The organism is Bradyrhizobium sp. JR3.5, assembly GCF_054057015.1.
The window spans coordinates 3,780,768-3,803,632 of record NZ_JBSRYV010000002.1; the positions used below are offsets into that span (position 1 = coordinate 3,780,768).

Consider the following 22,865-nt stretch of genomic DNA (forward strand, 5'->3'; position numbering starts at 1 on the left):
CTCGAAGGATGCACGGCCCCGCTGGTGGCCGATTCATCCTTCGAGGCTCGCTGCGCGAGCGCCTCAGGATGACGGATCAGGCAGGCGAACGAGCTGAATTCGAAGCAACCGCATCCGAACGAGAGATCAAAATGCCAAAAGGCTGCACCCATATCGCCGGCATCCAGGACGTCACGCCGAGTGCGCGCGGCTGCGAGGAATGCCTGAAGAGCGGCAGCCGCTGGCTGCACCTGCGGATCTGCCGGACCTGCGGCCATGTCGGCTGCTGCGACGACTCGCCGAACCGGCATGCGACGGCGCATTTCCACGCCACCGGCCATCCCGTGATCGAGGGCTACGATCCGCCGGAAGGCTGGGGCTGGTGCTATGTCGACGAGGTGCTGTTCGACCTGTCGAAGCGCAAGACGCCGCATGACGGGCCGATCCCGCGCTACTATTGATTCAAGGTCTCACGACGCGCAGGTGCTTCGGCGCGCAGCATCGGCGTCAAATCATTTGGCGAGAACCGGCATCATTTTCATGAGATGTCGTCCGTCCTGCCATCGAACCATGTAGCAATTTTCGAAGATGCATCGTAACGTGGCGTGGGTTCTCAACGGAGAGTGCGCCACATGTCGACGATCGTGCTTGTCCATGTCATCATCAGCCTGATTGCGATTGTCGCCGGTGTGGTCGTGATGTTCGGCCTGCTCGGCTCGCGCGCGATGCCCGGACTGACTGCGATCTTCCTCATCCTCACGATCCTGACCAACGCCACCGGCTTTGTGATCCCGCCTTTGGTGACCGAGAAGCTGCTGCCGTCGCACATCATCGGCGGCCTCTCGCTGGTGCTGCTCGCGATCGCCTGCATCGCGCTCTATGCGATGCAGCTCAAGGGCGCCTGGCGTCCGATCTATATCGTGACCGCGATGGTCTCGCTCTATCTCAACGTCTTCGTGCTGGTGATCCAGAGCTTCCTCAAGGTGCCCGCGCTGCAGGCGCTGGCGCCGGCCGTGCCGCCGAACCCGCCGTCCGGGCCGATATTCGGGGCAGTGCAGGGCATCGTGCTGGTGTTCTTCGTCGTGATGATCATCGGCGCATGGCGCCGGTTCAGGCCGGTCAATTTCGCCTGATCCAGGCGAGAATGACATCATTTCAAGACGACGCACCGCATAGAAGAGGATGCGCGGTGGCGTGTCGGAAACACGCGCCGTCGCTCGAGATCCGTTCACGCCTGGCGTGCCGGACCTGGAAAGATCAGCAACAAGAGGAGCAATCAAATGCCCATCATCACCACCAAAGACGGTGTCGAGATCTTCTACAAGGATTGGGGTTCGGGACAGCCGATCGTGTTCAGCCATGGCTGGCCGCTGTCGTCGGACGATTGGGATGCGCAGATGCTGTTCTTCCTCAACCATGGCTTCCGCGTCGTTGCCCATGACCGCCGCGGTCACGGCCGCTCCGCCCAGGTCGCCGACGGCCATGACATGGACCACTATGCCGACGACCTCGCGGCGGTTACCGCGCATCTCGACCTGAAGAACGCCGTCCATGTCGGTCATTCCACCGGTGGCGGTGAGGTGGTGCACTACATCGCCCGTCACGGCGAGAGCCGGGTGGCGAAGGCCGCGATCCTGAGCGCGGTGCCGCCTCTGATGGTGCAGACGGCGAATAATCCGGGCGGCCTGCCGAAATCGGTGTTCGACGGCCTGCAGGCGCAGCTCGCGGCCAACCGCTCGCAGTTCTACCGTGACCTGCCGGCTGGCCCGTTCTATGGCTACAACCGGCCCGGCGCAAAGCCGTCCGAAGCCGTGATCCAGAACTGGTGGCGGCAGGGCATGATGGGCGGCGCCAAGGCGCATTACGACGGCATCGTCGCGTTCTCGCAGACCGACTTCACCGAGGATCTGAAGAAGATCAACGTGCCGGTGCTGGTGATGCATGGCGACGACGACCAGATCGTGCCCTATGCCGATTCCGGCCCGCTCTCGGCCAAGCTTCTGAAGAACGGCACGCTGAAGACCTACAAGGGTTTCCCGCACGGCATGCTGACGACGGAGGCCGAGACGATCAACGCGGACCTGCTGGCGTTCATCAAGGGGTGAGGGCCGGGGCTGTGTGCTTCGCACTTCGCAACGCCATCCAATGCGGACTTGGCAGGCTGTTGCGTAAGGGAAGCACTGGCGGAAGGGTTCCCTCCCCCCTTGCGGGGGAGGGTTAGGGAGAGGGGGCCACACGGCGCGCGCTCTCGAAATGCATTCCAGGTTGCGAAGCCCATCGCTTCATCGATTACCTCGCCCGAGGCTTACCCCTCTCCCCAACCCTCCCCAACGCAGGTCGGGCCTGCCCGACTTGCGCGAATTTACAATGCGCAACCGGGGATCGGGTCATGCCGCGCAGCTTCCAGCTCCTTTGCATGGGGTTGTTTTCGATATTTTGCTCGTGCGCCTGCCGGTTCCCTCGATCGGGATTTCCTTGCGGCCACTGGTACCTCCGGGGCCGCAAGGCGTTATAGTCATCGCATGTCCTCACCCCCACCGCTGAAACTGATCGCCCTCGATGCCGATGACCTCGCGGTGATCTCCGCCCATGTACAGGACGCCCGCGTCCAGCCCGCCGACATCGTCTGGCGCCAGGACGAGAAACGCCTCGTGGTCGGCCTGAACCGGCTGGACTGGGAGCAGACGCTGGCCGGCGCCACGTCTTCGCGCCGGCTGATCGCCGCGCTCAGGTTCGACCGGGTGCTGGCATGCAAGTCGCGCAATATCGACCTGGAGGCGCCGCAAGCCACCCTGGAACTGCTCGGGATCGAATTCCACGCCTCCGACCCGCCGGGCGGCAGTGCGCTGCTGATGTTCGGCCAGGGTGCGGCGCTGCGGCTCGATGTCGAGTGCCTGGAGTGCGAATTGACCGATCTCGGACCCGACGATCTCGGGGTGGGGCCGGGGTAGTCCTTGGTCGTCCCGGCCCCCCGTGCGCAATTGCGCACTAGGCCGGGACGACAGCAATTTCAGCTTCCCCCAAGGGTTGACGGCCATTATCCGCCGCGCCATTGAGCAGGGACCCGAATTCCTCTTCAGAAAGCCGCCATGCCCGTTCGCCTGGACCGACAGAGCGCCGATTTCGAGCAACGCTTCCGCGAATTCCTGGCGGCCAAGCGCGAGGTATCGGCCGACGTCGAGCGCGCCACCCGCGCCATTGTCGATGACGTGGCGGCCCGCGGCGATGCGGCGCTGCTCGAGGCGACCAAAAAGTTCGACCGGCTCGAACTCGAGGCCGCCGGCCTGCGCATCACCGCCGCCGAGATCGACGCCGCGGTTGCGGCCTGCGACGCCAAGACCGTCGAGGCGCTGACATTCGCGCGCGACCGGATCGAGACCTTTCACCGCCGCCAGCTGCCCAAGGACGAGCGCTTCACTGACGCCGCCGGTGTCGAGCTCGGCTGGCGCTGGAGCGCGGTCGATGCGGTCGGGCTTTATGTGCCCGGCGGCACCGCGGCCTATCCGTCCTCGGTGCTGATGAATGCGGTGCCGGCCCGGGTCGCCGGCGTGCCGCGGGTGGTGATGGTGGTGCCGGCGCCGGACGGCAAGCTCAACCCGCTGGTGCTCGCGGCCGCCCATCTCGGCGGCGTCTCGGAGATCTATCGGGTCGGCGGCGCCCAGGCGGTGGCGGCGCTGGCCTACGGCACCGCGACCATCGCGCCGGTCGCCAAGATCGTGGGCCCCGGCAACGCCTATGTCGCCGCGGCCAAGCGACAGGTGTTCGGCAAGGTCGGCATCGACATGATCGCCGGCCCATCCGAGGTGCTCGTGATCGCCGACGACACCGGCAATGCCGACTGGATCGCGGCCGATCTCTTGGCTCAGGCCGAGCATGACGTCAGCGCGCAGTCGATCCTGATCACCGACAGCCCACGGCTCGCGGCCGATGTCGAGCGTGCGGTCGAGGCGCAGCTTGCGACGCTGCCGCGTGCGGCCATTGCACGCGCCTCGTGGGACGATTTTGGCGCCGTGATCATGGTCGCAAAGCTCGACGACGCGGTCGATCTCGCCAATGCGATCGCGGCCGAGCATCTGGAGATCATGACCGCGGACGCCGAGGGCCTGTCCAAAAAGGTCCGCAACGCCGGGGCGATTTTCCTCGGGCCCCATACCCCGGAGGCGATCGGCGACTATGTCGGCGGCTCCAACCATGTGCTGCCGACCGCGCGCTCGGCGCGGTTCTCGTCGGGCCTCGGGGTGCTTGACTTCATGAAGCGAACCTCGATCCTGCGGTGCGGGCCGGATCAGCTTCGTGCGCTCGGGCCCGCCGCGATGACGCTCGGCCAGGCCGAGGGTCTCGATGCCCATTCACGTTCCGTCGGATTGCGCCTCAACCTCTCATGAACAAGCCACCAGACGACGAGGATTCCAACAATCGCATCGTCGCGGTGACGCTCGACGAGGAATCGATCGGCCGTTCCGGGCCCGACATCGAGCATGAGCGGGCGATCGCCATCTACGACCTGGTCGAGCAGAACCTGTTCGCGCCTGAAGGCGCAGCCGGGCCGGGGCCCTACACCCTGCATATCGCGATCACCGGCAACCGGCTGATGTTCGATATCAGGAAAGAGGACGGCGCGCCGGTGGTGGCGCATCTATTGTCGCTGACGCCGTTCCGCCGCGTCGTGAAGGATTACTTCATGATCTGCGACAGCTACTATCAGGCGATCCGTACCGCGACACCGGACAAGATCGAGGCGATCGACATGGGCCGCCGCGGCATCCATGACGAGGGCTCGCGCACGCTGCAGGAGCGGCTCAAGGGCAAGGTGCGTGTCGATTTCGAGACCGCGCGGCGGCTGTTCACGCTGATCACTGTGCTGCACTGGAAGGGTGAGGGCGCATGATCCCGAAAATGATCTCCGCTTCGCCAGACGACGGGGGCGTACCCCGGTCGAAAAAAGCCTGATCGCATGGAAGCGCCGCGCGCGCGCTCCCCGCAGGCCGTGCTGTTCGCATGCGGGCACAACGCCGTGCGCTCGCCCATGGCCGAAAGCCTGCTGCAGCAGATGTTCCCGCAAGGCGTCTATGTCCGCTCCGCCGGCGTGAAGAAGGGCGAACTCGATCCGTTCGCGGTCGCTGTGATGGCCGAGTTCGGCCAGGACATTTCCGACCACAAGCCGCAGACCTTCGAGGAGCTCGAGGATTGGGAGGGGCTGAACTTCGACCTCATCATCACGCTGTCGCCCGAGGCACACCACAAGGCGCTCGACCTGACCCGGACCCTCGCCGCCGCTGTCGAATACTGGCCGACCCCTGATCCGACCGGCACCAGCGGCAATCGCGAGCAGAAGCTCGCCGCCTATCGCGAGGTTTGCGACGGCCTGTTGCTGCGCATCCGCCGCCGCTTCACCAAGGCCGGCGTCGCGAACCTGTGAGGCTCAGCGCAGAGACCCGCGTGTTCCGATTCGCAGGTCGGCCCCTTGTCGCCAGACTGACAAACAGCTGTGCTTATGGGGCCTTGTCGCCCACGGGGAAGCGCGATTCGCGGCCGGTTCCAAGGTTGTGCATCCATGCCCCATCCGATAGGTTCCGCCCGCGTCCGTCCCCCCGATTCAGCCCAAAAGCCCGCATGCTAGGCCGTCCCAAATTCGTTCTTGCTTCCGGTTCGCCGCGGCGGCTGGCCCTGCTCAACCAGGCCGGTATCGAGCCCGACGCGCTGCGCCCGGCCGATGTCGACGAGACCCCGCGGCGGGGCGAGTTGCCGCGCGCCTGCGCCAACCGCCTGGCGCGTGCGAAAGCGGACGCGGCGCTGAAGTCGGTGCAGCTCGACGACGATCTGCGCGGCTCCTTCATCATTTCCGCCGACACCGTGGTCGCGGTCGGCCGCCGCATCCTGCCGAAAGCCAATCTGGTCGACGAGGCCGCGCAGTGCCTGCGCTTGCTGTCGGGCCGCAATCACCGCGTCTACACCGCGATCTGCGTGGTGACGCCGCGCGAGGCGTTCCGCCAGCGCCTGGTCGAGACCCGCGTGCGGTTCAAGCGGCTCAGCGACGACGATATCCAGGCCTATATCGGCTCCGGCGAATGGCGCGGCAAAGCCGGCGGCTATGCCGTGCAGGGCATCGCCGGATCCTTCGTGGTCAAGATGGTCGGCTCCTACACCAACGTCGTCGGCCTGCCGCTCTACGAGACCGTGACCCTGCTCGGCGGTGAGGGCTTTCCGATCCGTCACGGCTGGCTCAACGCCGTCGCCGTGTGAGATCAATCCTGATGTATCGGCATTCGCGGTGCACCTCTCCCCTTGTGGGAGAGGTCAAATGGCATCGCCAGATGCGATTTGGGTGAGGGGTCTGTCGCCGCTGAGAGAACCCCTCATCCGGCGCTGCGCGCCACCTTCTCCCACATCCGCCTCCGCCAAGGCTTCGGCGGACAAGAGGGGAGAAGGGAAGAGGAGCCGGAGCATAGCGGAACAAGCGATCGCCTCCTCAATTGCCAACTGGTGTAAACTCCGTCCCAGCCATGACTGACCAAGCCCAAACACCCCCGGCCACCGCGCGCACCTGCCCGATCTGCGGCAAGCCCGCCCAGCAGGCCTTTCTCCCGTTCTGCTCGTCGCGCTGCCGCGCCGTCGACCTCAACCGCTGGCTCAGCGGCCGCTACGTCGTTCCCGGCCGCGAGGACGACGCGGAGGACCCGGAATAGCAAAGGTTTCCCAACAAGTTGGGGAAACAATGCCGGGCGGGCCCGCCGCGCCGAAGCCTTTGGCGAAGGCGGGTGGACACAGCGCCCCGACCTCTCTATAAACCGCCCGCTCGCTCCGGCCTTTTCGGCCCCGCGGGTTTGCCCAGGTAGCTCAGTTGGTAGAGCATGCGACTGAAAATCGCAGTGTCGGTGGTTCGATCCCGCCCCTGGGCACCAAAAATACGCTTTTCCACGCTGGAGTACGATCTTGTACGATTGCGTTCGCTTGATGCTAAGCGCGAAGAGCGCTCGCGAATTTCTCTCAGTCCCCACAACCACCGATGCTTGCGATAATAAGCGATCCTGGGCGCCCGCCTCCGAAGGGAAGTCGGCGCACTTCTTGCCGGCGGTGGATGGGAGAATCGCGACTAATTAGGAGACCGGCGGAAACGATCGCTCGAGCTCTATGGAGCACAGCCTTGCGAGGATGGCTAAGAGCTTTGCCGAAAATTGGCGGCGACGAAGTGAGTCACCTTGGGCTCGGCCGCAGCGCCAAACGCGTGGATCGCGTCCTCAACGACCCTATCTGCGTTCGTCACGCGCTGGTGCTGTCGCAGGTGCTCGAGCCATGACGCTACCATGAACGTTTCCAGGAAGCGCCCGCTTTCGGCGGCGTCCTCGAAGACGTCCCACGAATAGGCGCCGTCCCGCCGTCGTTGTTGTTCCAAATCTCTGATATGGATGAGGAAAGATTCACGGCGTTCTGGAGCGATGCGGTACTCGACCGTAACCAGGACTGGCCCGCGGTCGGCGGCTGCGTCGATCGCCAACACAGGTGCCGGCCAATGCATCGAGGGCGCAAGATCGATTCCCGCACCTGTCTGAAGCTTCCAACGCCAGGTGAGTGCGATTCCCGCGATGGCGCTCGCAGCGGCGAGGAAATGCGCGGCGGGCAAACCGAGTCCTGAGGCAAGCTGTCCCCAAAGTACGCTGCCGGCGGTCATCGCTCCAAAGAACACGGTAACAAAAATGGCCAATCCGCGGCCGCGCACCCAATCCGGCAACGAGACCTGAACTGAGACGTTGACCGTCGCGAGGACGGCGATCCATGAAATGCCTGCGATCAGGCATGCCGCGAGTGCGATCTCTGAGTAACGCGCGATGCCCAGGAGGATCAAACTGAGCGCAGTGCCGGCGGTGCCGGCAGCGACGAGCCCGTCGGACCCGAAGGTCGCCTTCATCCAGGACAGCATGAACGCACCGACGACGGCGCCCACGCCGATCGCGCCGAGCAAAAAGCCGTAGAGTTCTGGACCGCCTGCGATCTGATTGCGCGCGACGAGTGGGAGCAGCGCCCAATAGGCGCTCGCGAAGAAGAAGAACGCTGCCGCCCTAACGAGTGTGGCACGGAGCCTCGGATTGAATCGCGCATGGCGGAAGCCGATCACCATGGCGCCGGCGAGACGTTCCGGTGGCAGCGCGCTACCTTGCGAGGACGCCGGGCGCCACCAAAGCAGCGCTCCGATCACGGCGAAATTGCTCAGCGCGTTGATCCAGAAGGGTGCAGCGATGCCCAATCCGCCGATGACCGCGCCGCCCAGCGCCGGCCCGATGGCTCTGCTGATGTTAACGCCCACGCCGTTGCTGGCGACCGCCGCTGCCAGATCCTGCTTCGGGACAAGCTGCGGGACAACCGATTGCCATGCCGGCGCGGTAAATGCCGCGCCTGTGCCAAGCAGAAACGTGAACAGCAGCAGGACGGGAGGGGTGACGAGGTTAAGCCCGACGAGCACCGCGCTTGCTGCCGCGACGATCGTAAGGACGATCTCACAACCGATCAAAAAACGGCGCTTGTCGACCGTATCCGCCAGCGCACCGGCCGGGAGCGCGAATAGAAACATTGGAAGGCTGCTCGCAACCTGAACCAGGGAGACGGTAAGTGGATCGGCATCGAGGCTGGTCATCAGCCATCCGGACGCCGCGTTGTACATCCACGTGCCGACGTTGGCGACTACGGTCGCGGTCCACACAACCGTGAAGGTGGTATGGCGAAATGCGATCCATGGAGAAGCGCTGCGCGAGGCTTCCGATGGGGTTGGTTTCTCGTTGGCTGAAGACATCACGTTCACTCGACCCATCAAACTGTGCCCGCGAAGGCTGCCGGAGATCGTCCAATTGTCCGGATTTCCGTCGTCAGTCACGCGTTGGATTCAAAACCGTGGTGTAATTGGCAGGCAACCATTCGAACCGGCCGTCGACCGATCGGACGTGTCCGATACCCGGAAATGCGATGTGAGCTGCCGCGATCCAGGTTGCAGTCCGGGCGCTCTGACCGAAGACCCCCATTCGTTCCGCCTCCGCCGAGATCGGATCGTTATCGTAGGTCACCGTCACGGCGGGGTCAGGAAATTGGATTGGCGCCACGTGGACGAGATCGCCCCAAACGAGAAGCGTTTGCTCTTCGCTGGAGATTTCGTACGACGTGTGGCCAGGCGTGTGTCCGGGAGTGGGGATCGCCCTGATCCCCGGCGAGAGTTCCTGGCCCTCCGAGAAGGGCCTAAGCCGGCCCGCCTCCAGATAGGGCTTTAACGAAGCGCGGTCGCCCTCGAACATCGGCTTGAGAAATTTCGGGGCTTCGTTCTCGTTCTTGGCGTCGAGCCAGTAGTCCAGATCCTTCTGATTGACCCTGATGATGGCATTGGGAAATGCGGGCTTTCCTTGAGGCGCGATGCCACCGACATGATCTGCGTGAAGGTGCGTCAGATAAATCTCGTCGATCTGCTCCGGCTTGTATCCGGATGTCCTAAGATTTTCCAGCAGGTGTCCGCAGCATGCGCCATATAGACTGCCGGCGCCGCTGTCGATCAGAATGAGCTTCTCTCCCGTGTTCACCAGGAAGGCATTGATCGAGCCCTCTACGGGAGCAGAGAGATCGGACGCCGCGAGCAGGGCCTCGGCTTTGCCGGGATGACTCTCCGCAAGCTTCACGGCTTTCCGTTCGCCGCTAGGCATCGTCTCATTTCGTGTCATCACATCGCGGACGGGAAACGGATGCGTGCCGTCGAGCAAAGCTGTTATTTCCACGTGACCAAGCATCATGCGGTAGAAGCCTGGTGCCTGGGCGCGGACCTGCGGAGCACCGGCATCCACCTGCTCATGGGACAACAGCGATATGAGCGCCAAGAGCGCGACCGTGCGGATGGGCTTCATTTCTTGTCCTCATCTTCAGATGCCAGCTCAGTTGCGGGCGTCTAGCCGTTCCAGCCGTTCAGGAAACCGAGAAGCAGCCTGTTGACGGCTTCCGGTTGTTCTTCTTGCGGAAGGTGGCCGCAGCGTTCGATTGGAGCCACGGTGAGGTTTTCTGCCATCTCGCTCCAGGCCGCCTTCATATCGAACAGACGTCCTACGGCGCCGAAATCTTCGCCCCAAAGGGAGAGAACAGGGCACTTGATCTTCTTATCGGCGTCTTCGAGGTCTTGAGCGACGTCTTCCGCGCTCGCTCGATAGTCCGCCATCGCGCCCCGCACGGCGCCCGGCGCTCTATAGGCATTCACGTAGGTTTCGAACGCTTCGCCGATGATCGTCGACGGATCGTGGCACCAGTCGGAGAAAAAGTGCCGAAGCCAGATGTCCTCTCGCCCGGCGATCAACGCCTCCGGCAGATCGGAAATCTGGTGGAACATGAAGAACCAGTATTCGCGTGCGACCTTGGCGTTCATCTCGCGCGCGACGACGCGGGTCGGGACGTTGTCCATGACCACGAGACGGTCGACGATGTCCGGGTGATCCTTGACGAGACGGGTGGCGAGCCGCGCGCCGCGGTCGTGTCCGACCAGTGCGACCCGTCCGACCCCGAGCGCCTTCAACAACTCGACGATGTCGTTGGTCATCGTCCTCTTGTCGTAGCCGCTCGTCGGCTTGTCGGTCTCGCCGTATCCACGAAGATCCGGAGCGATCACTCGATAGTGAGGGGCGAGCGCCGGAATCTGGAAGCGCCAAGCGAAGCTGGTCTCCGGGAAGCCGTGTAGCAGGACGACCGGTGGGCCGGCCCCGGCCTGGAGGTAAAATTGTCTGATGCCGTTGGCCCGGCACGTCGTCCGACGAATGGTGGTCACCGATTTGATGCCTGGGTGCAAGGTTTCAGGCGGCCATCCTTCGTCAAGTCGGTCGGGACTGATTGCAGGCTTTCACGACACTTTGTACGATTGCGTCGCAGCAACAGTGAAAACGCCCGCGGTCGTACCGATTTTTGCCCTGCCGGCGGTTCCATTACCGCGAGAAAGTCCAAGACGTAGTGGTGTTGTTCGGGATTGTGTAGTTGAAACGACAGTTACCCCAGCGAGAGGGAGGACTCGTAACATGAATATCACAGACCGAGCGGGCCGCCTCAGGACCGCGTATCGGACAGCGATTACGTGAACGCACGGGGACTCCATCACGTCACGGCGATCATCGGCGATGCACGCCGCGCCGCCGACTTCTACGCGGGTATTCTAGGACTCAAGCGGGTCAAGAAGACCGTCTGCTATGACGACCCTGGCAGTTACCACGTGTACTACGGCGACGACCTCGGAAATCCGGGCGCCGTGATCAGCACGCTCGCCTGGAACTGCGTGACGCCGGGGATGATCGGTGCCGGCGAGGTCGTGCAGACCGCCTTCCGCGTGGCGCCGAATTCGCTGGACTGGTGGGCAGATCGGCTCGAATCCTTAGGTGTACCCAGTCGAATGGAAGTATCGCCCTTCGGGGAACGCGTGCTCTGTTTCGCGGATCCCGATGGTACGGCGCTCTCGCTGATCGAGACATGGGAAGCGAAGTCGGGGCAAGCCGACCAAAACTCAACGGCCGATCGCGCGCTGCGCGGCCTTCATGGCGTTACGCTGAACGTCCGCGAAGAGGATGCGACCATCGACATCCTCCAGAAGGTATTCGATTTCCAATTGGTCGCTCATCGGGAAGGAACCATGCGCTTCGTGGCCCATGACGGCTCGGGCGGCACGATCACGTTGCGCATGATCGGGAAGTCCTCGCGGGGACGCCTCGGCGGGGGCACCATCCGGCACGTCGCTTTCCGCGCCAGGGATCTGGACGACCGAACGGCAATGGTCGAGAAGCTTCGGTCGACGTACGGCATCGTGGTGAGCGATCCCATCGAGCGAACCTACCTGAACGCGGTAGGCTTTCGCGCGCCCTGCGGCGTGCTTTTCGAAATTGCGACCGATGGTCCTGGATTTGCCGTCGACGAGGCGCCGGAGCGGCTGGGCCAGAAACTTCAGCTTCCTGCATTTCTCGAAGAGCGCCGCGCCGAGTTGCAGGCGATCTTACCGCCGCTCAATTGAACGGGCTGTCGATCATCGAGAGCTCGACCTTCCATGAAATCGGTAAGTCGCGGGCAGACGAAGTCGAGGAATGCTTTCACGCGCGAAGGCAGCCGGGGGCCTCCGTGATAGAGCGCGTGCACTTGCTCTTCGTCGCCTGCGGTACCCTCGAGCACTTCGACCAAGTGGCCTGCCGCTATATCATCGCGAATGTGATAGTCGGCGAGCCGGGCGAGGCCGATGCCCGCGATTGCCATTCGCCGCAAGGTTTGGGCGTTGTTCGCAAGCAGGGAGCCGCTGACCGCCCGGTCGACAATTCGCCCGCTCTCCTTCAGAGGCCAGACCGGCGCAGAGCGCCGGAAATTGAATCCCAGGCAGTTGTGACTGGAAAGATCATCCACCCTTTTTGGTTCACCCAAGCGGTCAATGTAGCCGGGAGATGCCACGATCCTTCTCTTGACGACCGCAATGCGTCGGGCGACCATCGCAGAGTCCTGCAAGGGGCCGACGCGGAAGGCGACATCGGTTCGGTCGAGGTACAGGTCGACGATCTCGTCAGACAGCGAGAGGTCGATTACGATGTCGGGATGAGCTTCCCAAAAAGCCGGGAACAGGGGTTCAAGGCCGAGGATGCCGAAGGAAACGGTGGCGTTGACGCGGATCGTCCCCCTCCGGCCGTCGCTGCGCCCCGAGAAATGCCGCGCTCGATGCCATCGAGTTCGGCCAGCAATGCGAGGCTCTTCTCATAGTACGTCCGGCCTTCGAACGTCAGACAAAGCCTCCGCGTCGAACGTTCGAACAGCCGAACGCCGAGCCGAACCTCGATCCTTCCGATGAGCTTGCTGACGGTGGACGGCGTCATCAAGAGGCGACGAGCCGCCTCGGAATAGCTCCCGGCTTCCACCACGCGGAGGAAGACTTGCATTTCGCCGATCCGATTATCCATCACCTGCCCATCTATGAAACCGTTTCACAGATAAAGTGGAATTGGGGCGGATTATCAAGCCCGGCAAATGTCACCTATCCTGGATCATCGTTTCCTTTCCGGTCGATTTTCCGATTAGCACGTTGCGGTCGGCAGCTGTCCGGATCGGCGACTTGAACAGAGATTATTGTTTCGATAGACGCGACGATGTGGCCCTTCGGTGAATATATCCAACGGCGGATAGCTTTGTGACTCCAATGATGGAAGAGGCTGATATTGCGTCTGGAGGCTTCTACGGTCGCCGCCTCAGCCAGCACCTCGGTATGGAGGGCGATTGCCTGCTACGTATCCGTCGCGAGGGCGAGTTGGCGCTCGCAATGACCCGACTGACCTGCTCTCGCTTCGTTCGGGAACGGACGGCGGCCATTCCTTCCGAACCGGCCTTCAGCATCCTGCAGCAGCTCGGCGATCTCGAGGGGCATTCCTGCTGGCTCGCCGGACGGCCGAGGTATTCGGGAGCATTCGGTGCGGGGACCGTCAGCGTGATCGACCTTCGCGACGATCCGCAATGCGAATTCAAGGGGCCGTTTGACGCTGTTCAATACTACGTTCCCCGGAAGGCTCTGGACGAGTTCGCTCGCGAGCATGGAGCCAAACCCGTCTCGACCCTCAAATGGAGCAGAGATCAGCGTGATCCGTTCCTGTCGACGCTGTCGAGCGTACTGCTCAGCGCGGTGGAGCAGGATCCGGCCACAAACCAGCTCTTCATCGACCAGATCGGGCTCAGTGTGCTCGCCCACGTCGCCCAGACCTACGGTGGCATGCGGCCGAGCGACGGGGTCTCAGGCGGCGGACTGGCACCATGGCAGGAGCGACGGGCCAAGGAGATCATGCGGACGCGCCTTGCCAGCAATCTGACGATCGCTGATGTCGCCGCGGAATGCAAGTTGACGCCGAGCCACTTCGCGAGGTCATTCCGGCGCAGCACGGGTGTCGCGCCGCACGAATTCCTGTCTCAGCTTCGCATCGACGAGGCCAAGCGTCTGATGTTGACTACAAGGCTTCCGCTCGCCGATATCGCGCTCATCTGCGGTTTCGGCGACCAGAGCTACTTCACCAGGGTATTCTCCCGCAGCGTTGGCGCAAGCCCCGGAGCCTGGCGAAGGGCCCGCTCCGAGGGCTGACTGGAACGCGATCCCCTCCTAGGCGGGACGGATCATGTCGCGGGCGTAGGCAAAGCCGATCCCGTATCCACCAGCATGAGATTCGACGATGGCGCGCGCGCCATCGTATGTTTCGTGCCTCGTCCAGTCACGCTGCATCTCTAGCAGGACCTGAATCCAGGATGTAGGGCGGGCACCGGCGGCCTGCATCCGCCCGAGAGCCAGTTCGTGGCTTGCGGTCGTCAACCCTCCACAGGCGTCGCCGACGACGTAGACTTCCAAGCCGGCCGATAGCGCCGAAATCACCGCGAACGTCACGCAGGCCTCGGTGAGCAGGCCCGAAACAATCAAGCGGCTTCGACCGGTGGCGAGGATGGCCTCACGCGCCTTGTCATCCTCCCACACGTTCATGCTGCGCCGGTCGACGGGCTCGACGCCCGGAAGCGCTGACCTGACTGCCGGCATCAGCGGACCGCTGTACACTTTTGTGGCTGAGGTCGAGGCTACGACCGGCAGACCGAACACGGTCGCGGTCTTGGCGAGCGCGACCACGTTGTTCATAAGAACCTGCCGGTCGATCGAACCCACACCGAATGCTAGGCCGGCCTGTTGGTCGATCAGAAGCAGGGCACAGTCCTTGGGCTCGAGCAGATGAAGCGGATTCGGTGCCATCGATATTCTCCGGCTAGGCTTTCAGGAACGCGAGCAGGTCGGCGTTGACCTGGTCGGCATGTGTCGTCGCCGTCGCGTGCGGCGCGCCCGGATACGTCTTCAACTTGGCGCCCTTGATCATCTCGGCAGCCAGCTTGCCTGTATGGGGAAGCGGTACGACCTGATCGTCCTCACCATGGATCACCAGTGTCGGCACGTCGATCTTGGCCATGTCGGGCCGGAAATCGGTTTCCGAAAATGCGGTGACGCAATCGATGGTCGCCTTGATCGACGCCTGAAGTGCGATCTGCAAGGTCTGCTTGAACACGCCCTGGGACACTTTCATGCCGTGGTTCGTGCCGTAGAAGAGGGGGCTGAAGTCGTCGAGGAATTGTGGGCGATCCTTGACCAATCCGGTCTTGATGCCTTCGAATACCGACTTGTCGACGCCGTCGTGATCCGCGGTCTTGACGAAGAGGGGCGTCACGGCACTGAGCAGAACGAACTTGGCGACCCGCGAGGTCCCATGGCGTGCCACGTAGCGCGCGATGTCTCCGCCGCCCATGGAGAATCCGACGAGCGTGACCTCCTTAAGATCGAGATGCTTGACGAGATCAGCGATGTCGTCGGCGAAGGTATCGTAATCGTAGCCCGTCCAGGGCTGGCTCGACCGGCCAAAGCCCCTGCGATCGAATGCCACGGTTCGGTAGCCACGCTCCGCCAAAAAGAGCATCTGCGCGTCCCACATGTCTGCGCTGAGCGGCCAGCCATGGCTGAACAGGATCGGCTTTCCGCTTCCCCAGTCCTTGTAATAAAGCTCGGTACCGTCCTGCAATTTCAGCAACGCCATCGTTCGCTCCTGTGACGAGGTTATCAGGTCCGGGGCGCCATCCTGCGAGGTCGTCCGGCTCCTGCGAGCAACGTCGCGGATGGAGCGGAGGTTGGCTTGGACTATCTGCGCGTGCTTTGGACATGCTGGCGATCCCGAACCGGTGCCCTTGATTGCCCTTGAGAGGACGCTCGGCAATTCGTCGCACTGGGATGAATGATCGGGCCGAAGTCCAAGGCACGACGAAATCGTCCAAGCTCCATCGGCGTTCAGGGTTCACGATGCAGCCGCTTGCACCATCCCCCTTTCGCTCGATCGCCTATGCCGATCGCAAGGAGCCTACCAGATGTCGAAACTCGATATGCTCACCCCGGACAACAGCGCCATCGCGCTGATCGACTATCAGCCGGCCATGTTCCAGGGTGTTCAATCGCATGACCGCTTGGTCACGATCAACAACGTTCAGATCCTCGCAAAGGCGGCCAAGCTTTTCAAAATCCCGACCGTGCTGACAACGGTAGCGCGTGATTCGTTTTCCGGGCCGTTCATTCCGGAAGTGACCTCGCTGTTTCCGAAGCACGACGTTATCGACCGCACGTCCATGGAATTCCTGGCTCGATGCGAACTTCCGAAAGGCAGTGGCTGCCACTGGTCGCAAGAAATTCGTGCTGGCGGGTCTCTGGACCGAGGCGTGTGTGATCTTCCCGACGTTGGACATGCTCAAGGAAGGCTATGAGATCTACATCGCCGCCGACGCTTGCGGCGACCTCTCGCTCGAAGCGCACAATCGTGCAATGGAGCGCGCCATCCAGGCGGGCGCTGTTCCCATCACCTCTTCGCAGTATGCCTACGAGCTTCAGCAGGACTGGGCGCGCAGCGAAACCTACGAAGGAATGATGGACATCCAGCGCGCACATTCACCCTACGGAATTCAGATCCGCTTCTCCAAGTGGGCGCTGGGAGAGCACGCCTCCGAAGGCGGCGCGAAAGCCGGCTAGACCTCCTCAAATCGCGGATCGCCGTGATGAAAATCTATCTGTTGTCACTCGGCGCCGGCCTTTTGGTCGGCGTCATCTATAGCCTCTTGAATGTGCGTTCGCCGGCCCCGCCGTTAGTCGCCCTGGTTGGGCTTCTCGGCATTCTCGCCGGCGAACAGATCGTTCCCGTTGCTCGCCAGTTGCTGGCCGGGCACGGGCTCGCATCCGCGTGGCAGCAGGCTAAGTGTGCTCCGCACATGTTCGGGATGCTGCCCGGACGTCAAAGCGACCAATCACGAAACGCCGCTGCGTTGGAAGAAGGCCTGGAGAAACACTCATGAGCATGGCACCGGACGTCATCCTGCATCGCGGTCTGTTCACGACGCTCGATCGATCGAATCCGACCGCTTCGGCTGTCGCAATCGCCGACGGCAGGTTCGTGGCCGTCGGACACGACCATGAGGTGATGAAGCTCGCCGGGCCGACCACGAAAGTCGTCGATCTGAAAGGGCGCCGTGTGCTGCCCGGCCTGATCGACAACCATCTCCACATCATCCGTGGCGGCTTGAACTTCAACATGGAGCTCCGGTGGGACGGCGTGCGTTCGCTCGCCGACGCGATGAATATGCTGAAGCGTCAGGTCGCCGTCACCCCGCCACCGCAGTGGGTGAGGGTGGTCGGTGGGTTCACCGAGCATCAGTTCGCCGAAAAGCGGCTCCCGACGATCGACGAGCTCAACGCAGTCGCTCCGGAGACGCCGGTCTTTCTGCTCCATCTTTACGATCGGGCCATCCTGAACGGGGCCGCGCTGCGCGCCGTCGGTTACACCAAGGACACCCCGGAACCGCCGGGCGGTGAAATCATGCGGGATGCGAAGGGAAATCCGACGGGATTGCTGCTGGCCAAGCCGAACGCAAACATCCTCTACGCCACGCTCGCCAAAGGTCCCAAGCTGCCTTTCGACTACCAGGTCAACTCGACCCGCCATTTCATGCGAGAGTTGAACCGCCTGGGCGTCACCGGCGCCATCGATGCGGGCGGCGGATTCCAGAATTATCCGGAAGACTATGCCGTCATCCAGAAGCTCAACGATGAAGGCCTTCTGACCATCAGGCTCGCCTATAACCTCTTCACCCAGAAGCCCAAGGGCGAGAAGGATGACTTCCTGAACTGGACGAAGACTTCGAAATACAAGCAGGGTAACGACTATTTCCGGCACAACGGCGCAGGCGAGATGCTGGTGTTCTCCGCCGCCGATTTCGAGGATTTCCGGGTCGCACGACCGGACATGCCGCCTGAGATGGAGGGTGAGCTCGAGGAAGTCGTGCGGGTTCTCGTCCAGAACAAGTGGCCATGGCGGCTGCATGCGACCTACGACGAGACGATCTCGCGCGCGTTGGACGTCTTCGAGCGTGTCGACCAGGACCTGCCGCTGGAAGGGCTTCACTGGTTCTTCGATCATGCAGAAACGATCTCGGATCAGTCGATTGACCGGATTGCGGCGCTCGGAGGCGGCATCGCCGTCCAGCACCGAATGGCCTATCAAGGCGAATACTTCGTGGAACGCTATGGGGCTGGGGCCGCCGAAGCTACGCCGCCGGTCAAGAAGATCCTGGACAAGGGCGTCAAGGTTTCCGCCGGCACAGACGCGACGCGGGTTGCCTCCTATAACCCGTGGGTCTCGCTATCGTGGCTCGTCACCGGGCGCACCGTCGGGGGATTGCGGATTACGCCGCAACGCAACTGCCTGGATCGCGAGACAGCGCTGCGGATGTGGACCGAGAACGTAACGTGGTTCTCCAATGAGGAGGGCAACAAGGGCCGGATCCAGGTTGGTCAGCTCGCCGATCTAGTCGTTCCGGATCGGGACTACTTCTCCTGCAGCGAGGCTGAGATAGCCGACACGACGTCCGTGCTGACGATGGTGGGCGGCAAGATCGTGTTCGGCGCAGGCGACTTTTCGAAACTGGAGGCGGTTACCCCGCCGCCGGCCATGCCCGACTGGTCGCCGGTCAGGCGCTTCGGTGGCTATGCTGCCTGGGCCGACGGCAAGGCGAAGGAAAGCGGCCTCGCCATGAAGGCTGCGCAGATGTGCGGCTGCGCCAACTCCTGTGGCGTGCACGGACATGATCATGCCTCGGCATGGTCGAGCCGTCTCCCCGTTTCCGACCTCAGAAGCTTCTGGGGCGCTCTCGGGTGCGCCTGCTGGGCGGTCTGATATGACGCCGAACTGGGTATCCGCGATTCTGCGTTGGCCTCCGCTGTGGCATGCAGCGAGGCTGGCGCTGGTCTCGGCCTACGTGCTCGGCGGCTTTACCAAGCTGCTCGACTTCGCGGGCGCGGCGGCCGAGCAAGAACACTTCGGCCTGTATCCGGGCTCACTGTGGGCTGCAGCCGCCATTGTGGTCGAACTTGGTGGTTCACTGCTTGTCATCGTCAATCGCTTCGTGTGGTTTGGAGCAGGCGGGCTCGGTGTGCTGACGTTCGTCGCGATGCTCACCGCCAACGCCTTCTGGACAATGGATGGCCATGAAAGATTCATGGCCACTAATGCCTTCTTTGAACATCTCGGGTTGATTGCGGGCCTCATCATCGTGTCGATAGCTGCCGACCAGGCTTCTTCCGGGCTCGATCCGGGCTGCGCGATCTCATGCCTTCCAAGGAGTGTCGAAATGAAATCAACAAGAATCCTCGCTCTTTTGGCGTTTTCCGCGGCTATCACGACGGCTGGGCCAGTTGCTGGAAAGGAAGCGACGAAGTCCAAGGAGACAATGGTCGCCGTCGCCCCTCAATATGATACGACCCACGTGTATGTGGCCCCTGAGGATGTGGACAAGTTCGCGACGAGTTTCGTCGCGACGTTCGGCGGCAAGAGCACCAAGCAGGTGGTGGCGACTGTCACGCCTACGCCAAGCAGCACCACGTCGCAATTGCTGCAAACGCCCGTGGGCACCGTCTCGTTGTTTGGCTTCAAGACGCCGATCCCGTATCCGTTCGGCGCGGAACGGAACGGCTATCTCGTCAGCGACATGGACGAGGCAATCAAGGCGGCGCGCGCAGCGGGCGCCGACGTAATCGTTTCCACTTTCCCCGATCCCATCGGGCGCGATGCCGTGATTCAGTGGCCTTGGCGGCGTCAACCTGCAAATCTACTGGCACACGACGAAGCCCAATTACGCCGCGTTCGAGCGGATTCCGGAGAACCGCGTGTACGTCTCACCGGACCGGGCGGCCGCGTTCACCAAGAGCTTCGTTGCATTTTCCCGTGGCAGGATCGTCTCCGATGACGGAAAAGCGCCGGGCGTCGAGATCGGCAGGTCGGACGCCACCTACAGGCGCATCCGGATCGAGTCCTCCTTCGGGAAGATGGTCGTACTGGTCACGGATGGCCATCTGCCCTATCCCTATGGGCGGGAGACGACAGGTTACGAAGTGGCTGATCTTGCTGCGACGCTCGACAAGGCGAAGAGCGCCGGCGCCACCGTGCTCGTCGAACCCTCCACATCGGACGGCCGCTCTGCGGCGTTCGTCATGTTTCCGGGCGGATACGTCGCCGAAATTCACTCGCTCGCTCCGAAGAACGCCCCGCGGACCAGTGGCAAATAAGGGTGATGACTGTCGATGTCGCATCTGGCCGGTCTGCGGAGCTCCTGGATTTTGCTCGTACTTGCCACGTTTGGCGCCGGAATCGACCACGCGCTCGCGGATGATGGAGACGCGACGCTTCCGAAACGACCCGCTATTCAAGCAAACCGCTGGGCAGAGGACTGGTCCGTTCTCGCTGATCCGAGGCTACGGACCGAGCCGTTCGACGAGCTCAAATACATTCCGCTTTGGGCCACCGACCCGAAGAGCTACATCTCGTTAGGCGCCACGTTGCGCGAGCGTTTCGAGAGCAACGACGCGGCGGGCTTCGGCACCGGCCACACGCCGTCGGACAGCTACCTCCTGCAACGACTGCAGGTCCATGCAGACGTTCATTTCGACGAAAACTGGCGCGCATTCGTTCAGTTGGAGGATGATCGCGCATTCGACAAACTGAGCATCTCGCCAGTCGATCAGGATAGGCTCGACCTTCGTCTTGCCTTTCTGGAATATGTAAACACGTTCTCGGGCGGAACGCTGAAGGCGCGCGTCGGGCGGCAGGACTTTGCCTTCGACCTGCAGCGTTTCGTATCGTCACGGGATGGGCCGAACGTACGGCAGTCGTTCGATGCGCTCTGGGCTGACTGGGAGACCGGCGTCTGGCGGTTCATCGGCTTCGTCAGCCGTCCAGTCCAATATTTCGATGGTCGTCCGTTCGACGACACGTCCAACGACAGCTTCCGCTTCAGCACGTTGAGGGTCGAGCGCAAGGTGCTCGGCGACAAGGAGCTGTCGGCCTACTATTCGCTGTACGAACGGAACAACGCCAAGTACCTCGACGCGTTCGGCGACGAACACCGGCACGTCTTCGATGTGCGCTTCGCGGGCAACGCCCAGCACATCGATTGGGATCTTGAGGCCATGGGCCAGGTCGGCCAGGTGGCTACGGCAGATATTCGCGCCTGGGCCGTAGGTGCACGGACCGGCTACACTTTTGCAAGCGCGCCTTGGCAGCCTCGGCTCGGCATCCAGTTCGATGCTGCCTCCGGAGACCATCATCCTGGAGACGGCACGGTGGGGACGTTCAATCCGCTATTCCCGAACGGCTACTATTTCACGCTCGCCGGCTACACGGGCTATGTGAACCTTGTCCATGTCAAGCCGTCCGTCACCGTCAGTCCGGCGAGCAAGATGAAGGTGATGGGAGCCATCGGCCTGCAGTGGCGCGAAACGACGGCCGACGCCATCTACGTCCAGCCCAATGTGCCTGTTCCCGGCACTGCCGGAAAGGGCAGCAATTGGACCGGAGCCTACGGACAGCTCCGCGTCGACTACGCGTTCAACGATCACCTCACTGGCGCCATCGAAGCCGTACATTTCGACGTCGGCGACACGATCATCCGCGCCGGCGGCCACACCAGCAACTATCTCGGCGTGCAACTCCAATACGGTTGGTGAAATGCCACGGCATATACTCCTGCTTCCGCTTTTGATGAGCCTGAATGCGGGGTTCGTCGATACCGCCGGCTTCCTCGCGCTCCAAGGGGCTGTTCACTGCGCACGTTACCGGCAATTTCGTCACGTTCGGCGCGGCGATGGTGCTCGGCACGTCCGGCGCCCTCGCGAAACTGCTGGCGCTGCCGGTCTTCTGCCTGGTCGTGATCGGCACTCGGGTCTTCAGCTTCTTTCTGCCTGCGATCGGATTGCCGATCTTCCGCTCGATGCTCGCCCTCAAGGTAATGCTGCTGGCAATTGGCGCGGCCTGCGCCGTCCGTTTCGGACCATTCGTGCAAGGTGATAGCTGGCAGGCGATCACCGCCGGCATGATCCTGGTGGCCGCGATGGCCATTCAGAACGCCGCGCATCGCATCCACATGGGGACCGAGCCTCCGAGCACTCTCATGACAGGTACCACCACCCAGATCATGATCGACGTCGCCGACTTCATAAGGGGCGCTCCGGCCTCGGTACTGTCGGTGGCCAAACCGCGTATCGGTAAGATGGCCGCGAGCGTGACGGCATTTGCGCTGGGTTGCGCGGCCGGAGCAATTCTCTATGCGAAGCTCGGGACGTGGTGTTTTGCGATCCCTCCGTTGATCGCGGCGCCAGCCGTGTTCCTGGCGGCCGCCGAGCCAAAGTGATGCGACGGGAGCGACAAAGGGGCACGACGGCGAGTTTTGGACTTTCGATCAGCACTCGGAGACTAAAATGCACGACCGCTCCCCCGAAGCTACCAGACTGATGCCCCTCCGGACTCCGTCGGACCTCGGCGACAAGGGAGGACCGACATCTCCGCGGCCCTCACCGGGCTGCTGGCTGACATGTTTGCGCTCTATCTAAAGACCAAGAACTTCCATTGGCATATGTCGGGGCCGCACTTTCGCGACTACCATCTGCTGCTCGACGAGCAGGGTGACCAGATCTTCGCGACCACCGACGTCATCGCCGAGCGCGTTCGCAAGCTCGGCGGTACGGGCATATCCACCGAATTCAAAGGATTCTCGACAACGACGCGCCCTACGTGACTCCCGAGGACATGCTTGCCGAGCTTCTCGATGACAACAAGCGGATGGCGACGCTGCTGCGCGAGGCCCGCGCGGTCTGCGAGGAGTACAACGACGTGGCGTCGACGAGCCTTATTGAGAATTGGATCGACGAGGCCGAGCGAAGAACCTGGTTTCTCTATGAATGCACGCGAGGGAAGGGTTAGCCGAACTAACTAAACCAAGCCCGGTCAGCGGGCCACCGGACGAGCTGTCCGAACGGCACGTCG

19 protein-coding genes, 1 tRNA gene and 6 pseudogenes are annotated in these 22,865 nt (G+C 62.7%); 20 read left to right on the forward strand and 6 right to left on the reverse strand.

Going from position 1 to position 22,865, the window contains the following annotated elements:
* Positions 1–131 precede the first annotated feature (131 nt).
* From ACVWW1_RS34915 to ACVWW1_RS34960, 10 genes are all read left to right on the forward strand, one after another.
* Entirely contained in the window at positions 132–440 is a 309-nt protein-coding gene (locus ACVWW1_RS34915) for a UBP-type zinc finger domain-containing protein (protein WP_050630083.1), read from the forward strand.
* A gap of 171 nt (positions 441–611) precedes the next feature.
* Positions 612–1,112, forward strand: a complete 501-nt coding sequence (locus ACVWW1_RS34920) for a hypothetical protein (protein ID WP_456659007.1) — start codon at positions 612–614, stop codon at positions 1,110–1,112.
* 147 nt (positions 1,113–1,259) lie between these two features.
* Positions 1,260–2,084 (forward strand): alpha/beta fold hydrolase, encoded by an 825-nt coding sequence (locus tag ACVWW1_RS34925; RefSeq protein WP_456659008.1) that lies wholly within the window; start codon positions 1,260–1,262, stop codon positions 2,082–2,084.
* A 417-nt stretch (positions 2,085–2,501) separates the two neighbouring features.
* Positions 2,502–2,930: a DUF2948 family protein gene (locus tag ACVWW1_RS34930; RefSeq protein ID WP_456659009.1), complete on the forward strand. Its 429-nt coding sequence runs from the start codon at positions 2,502–2,504 to the stop codon at positions 2,928–2,930.
* Positions 2,931–3,068: 138 nt separating this feature from the next.
* Positions 3,069–4,364, forward strand: coding sequence for a histidinol dehydrogenase (gene hisD, locus ACVWW1_RS34935; RefSeq protein WP_456659010.1), 1,296 nt, complete (start codon positions 3,069–3,071; stop codon positions 4,362–4,364).
* Positions 4,361–4,867: a UPF0262 family protein gene (locus tag ACVWW1_RS34940; protein WP_092123128.1), complete on the forward strand. Its 507-nt coding sequence runs from the start codon at positions 4,361–4,363 to the stop codon at positions 4,865–4,867. The genes hisD and ACVWW1_RS34940 overlap by 4 nt, the downstream gene beginning before the upstream one ends.
* Positions 4,868–4,933: 66 nt before the next feature.
* Entirely contained in the window at positions 4,934–5,398 is a 465-nt protein-coding gene (locus tag ACVWW1_RS34945; RefSeq protein ID WP_456659011.1) for an arsenate-mycothiol transferase ArsC, read from the forward strand.
* A 194-nt stretch (positions 5,399–5,592) separates the two neighbouring features.
* The gene (locus ACVWW1_RS34950) at positions 5,593–6,222 is read left to right on the forward strand and encodes a Maf-like protein (protein WP_092123132.1); all 630 of its coding nucleotides are present in this window, start codon (positions 5,593–5,595) and stop codon (positions 6,220–6,222) included.
* Positions 6,223–6,482: 260 nt separating this feature from the next.
* On the forward strand, positions 6,483–6,665 hold the full coding sequence (gene yacG / locus ACVWW1_RS34955) for a DNA gyrase inhibitor YacG (RefSeq protein WP_456659012.1): 183 nt from the start codon (positions 6,483–6,485) through the stop codon (positions 6,663–6,665).
* 140 nt (positions 6,666–6,805) lie between these two features.
* Positions 6,806–6,881 (forward strand) — tRNA-Phe (locus tag ACVWW1_RS34960).
* 254 nt (positions 6,882–7,135) lie between these two features.
* Here the strand turns inward: ACVWW1_RS34960 and ACVWW1_RS34965 are convergent.
* From ACVWW1_RS34965 to ACVWW1_RS34975, 3 genes are all read right to left on the reverse strand, one after another.
* Positions 7,136–8,764 (reverse strand): MFS transporter, encoded by a 1,629-nt coding sequence (locus tag ACVWW1_RS34965; protein ID WP_456660749.1) that lies wholly within the window; start codon positions 8,762–8,764, stop codon positions 7,136–7,138.
* Between the two features lie 73 nt (positions 8,765–8,837).
* Positions 8,838–9,854, reverse strand: a complete 1,017-nt coding sequence (locus ACVWW1_RS34970) for an MBL fold metallo-hydrolase (protein WP_456659013.1) — start codon at positions 9,852–9,854, stop codon at positions 8,838–8,840.
* Positions 9,855–9,895: 41 nt separating this feature from the next.
* Positions 9,896–10,759, reverse strand: a complete 864-nt coding sequence (locus tag ACVWW1_RS34975) for an alpha/beta fold hydrolase (RefSeq protein ID WP_456659014.1) — start codon at positions 10,757–10,759, stop codon at positions 9,896–9,898.
* Positions 10,760–11,059: 300 nt separating this feature from the next.
* Between ACVWW1_RS34975 and ACVWW1_RS34980 the strand changes: the two genes are divergently transcribed.
* A complete protein-coding gene (locus ACVWW1_RS34980) occupies positions 11,060–11,983 on the forward strand; it encodes a ring-cleaving dioxygenase (protein WP_456659015.1) in 924 nt (307 codons plus the stop codon).
* Here ACVWW1_RS34980 and ACVWW1_RS34985 read toward each other — a convergent pair.
* Positions 11,917–12,908: pseudogene (locus tag ACVWW1_RS34985) on the reverse strand (LysR family transcriptional regulator). The gene ACVWW1_RS34980 and the pseudogene ACVWW1_RS34985 overlap by 67 nt on opposite strands.
* A gap of 356 nt (positions 12,909–13,264) precedes the next feature.
* On the opposite strand from ACVWW1_RS34985, the gene ACVWW1_RS34990 reads away from it, so the two are divergent.
* Positions 13,265–14,071 carry a helix-turn-helix domain-containing protein gene (locus tag ACVWW1_RS34990; protein ID WP_456659016.1) on the forward strand — a complete coding sequence of 269 codons (807 nt, stop codon included), beginning with the start codon at positions 13,265–13,267 and terminating at the stop codon, positions 14,069–14,071.
* 18 nt (positions 14,072–14,089) lie between these two features.
* Here the strand turns inward: ACVWW1_RS34990 and ACVWW1_RS34995 are convergent, their stop codons facing one another.
* Together ACVWW1_RS34995 and ACVWW1_RS35000 are read right to left on the reverse strand one after the other, a co-directional pair.
* Positions 14,090–14,722 carry a hydrolase gene (locus ACVWW1_RS34995; RefSeq protein ID WP_456659017.1) on the reverse strand — a complete coding sequence of 211 codons (633 nt, stop codon included), beginning with the start codon at positions 14,720–14,722 and terminating at the stop codon, positions 14,090–14,092.
* 13 nt (positions 14,723–14,735) lie between these two features.
* Positions 14,736–15,551: an alpha/beta fold hydrolase gene (locus ACVWW1_RS35000; RefSeq protein ID WP_456660750.1), complete on the reverse strand. Its 816-nt coding sequence runs from the start codon at positions 15,549–15,551 to the stop codon at positions 14,736–14,738.
* A gap of 325 nt (positions 15,552–15,876) precedes the next feature.
* On the opposite strand from ACVWW1_RS35000, the pseudogene ACVWW1_RS35005 reads away from it, so the two are divergent.
* From ACVWW1_RS35005 to ACVWW1_RS35040, 8 genes and pseudogenes are all read left to right on the forward strand, one after another.
* Positions 15,877–16,528: pseudogene (locus ACVWW1_RS35005) on the forward strand (hydrolase).
* A gap of 26 nt (positions 16,529–16,554) precedes the next feature.
* Positions 16,555–16,848 carry a XapX domain-containing protein gene (locus ACVWW1_RS35010; protein ID WP_456659018.1) on the forward strand — a complete coding sequence of 98 codons (294 nt, stop codon included), beginning with the start codon at positions 16,555–16,557 and terminating at the stop codon, positions 16,846–16,848.
* Entirely contained in the window at positions 16,845–18,725 is a 1,881-nt protein-coding gene (locus tag ACVWW1_RS35015) for an amidohydrolase (RefSeq protein ID WP_456659019.1), read from the forward strand. The genes ACVWW1_RS35010 and ACVWW1_RS35015 overlap by 4 nt, the downstream gene beginning before the upstream one ends.
* A gap of 1 nt (position 18,726) precedes the next feature.
* Positions 18,727–19,183: pseudogene (locus ACVWW1_RS35020) on the forward strand (DoxX family protein).
* Positions 19,180–20,113 (forward strand): annotated as a pseudogene (locus ACVWW1_RS35025) (glyoxalase). The pseudogenes ACVWW1_RS35020 and ACVWW1_RS35025 overlap by 4 nt, the downstream one beginning before the upstream one ends.
* A gap of 15 nt (positions 20,114–20,128) precedes the next feature.
* On the forward strand, positions 20,129–21,550 hold the full coding sequence (locus ACVWW1_RS35030; protein ID WP_456659020.1) for an alginate export family protein: 1,422 nt from the start codon (positions 20,129–20,131) through the stop codon (positions 21,548–21,550).
* 1 nt (position 21,551) lies between these two features.
* A pseudogene (locus ACVWW1_RS35035) lies at positions 21,552–22,233 on the forward strand (YoaK family protein).
* A gap of 67 nt (positions 22,234–22,300) precedes the next feature.
* A pseudogene (locus tag ACVWW1_RS35040) lies at positions 22,301–22,802 on the forward strand (Dps family protein).
* Positions 22,803–22,865 lie beyond the last annotated feature (63 nt).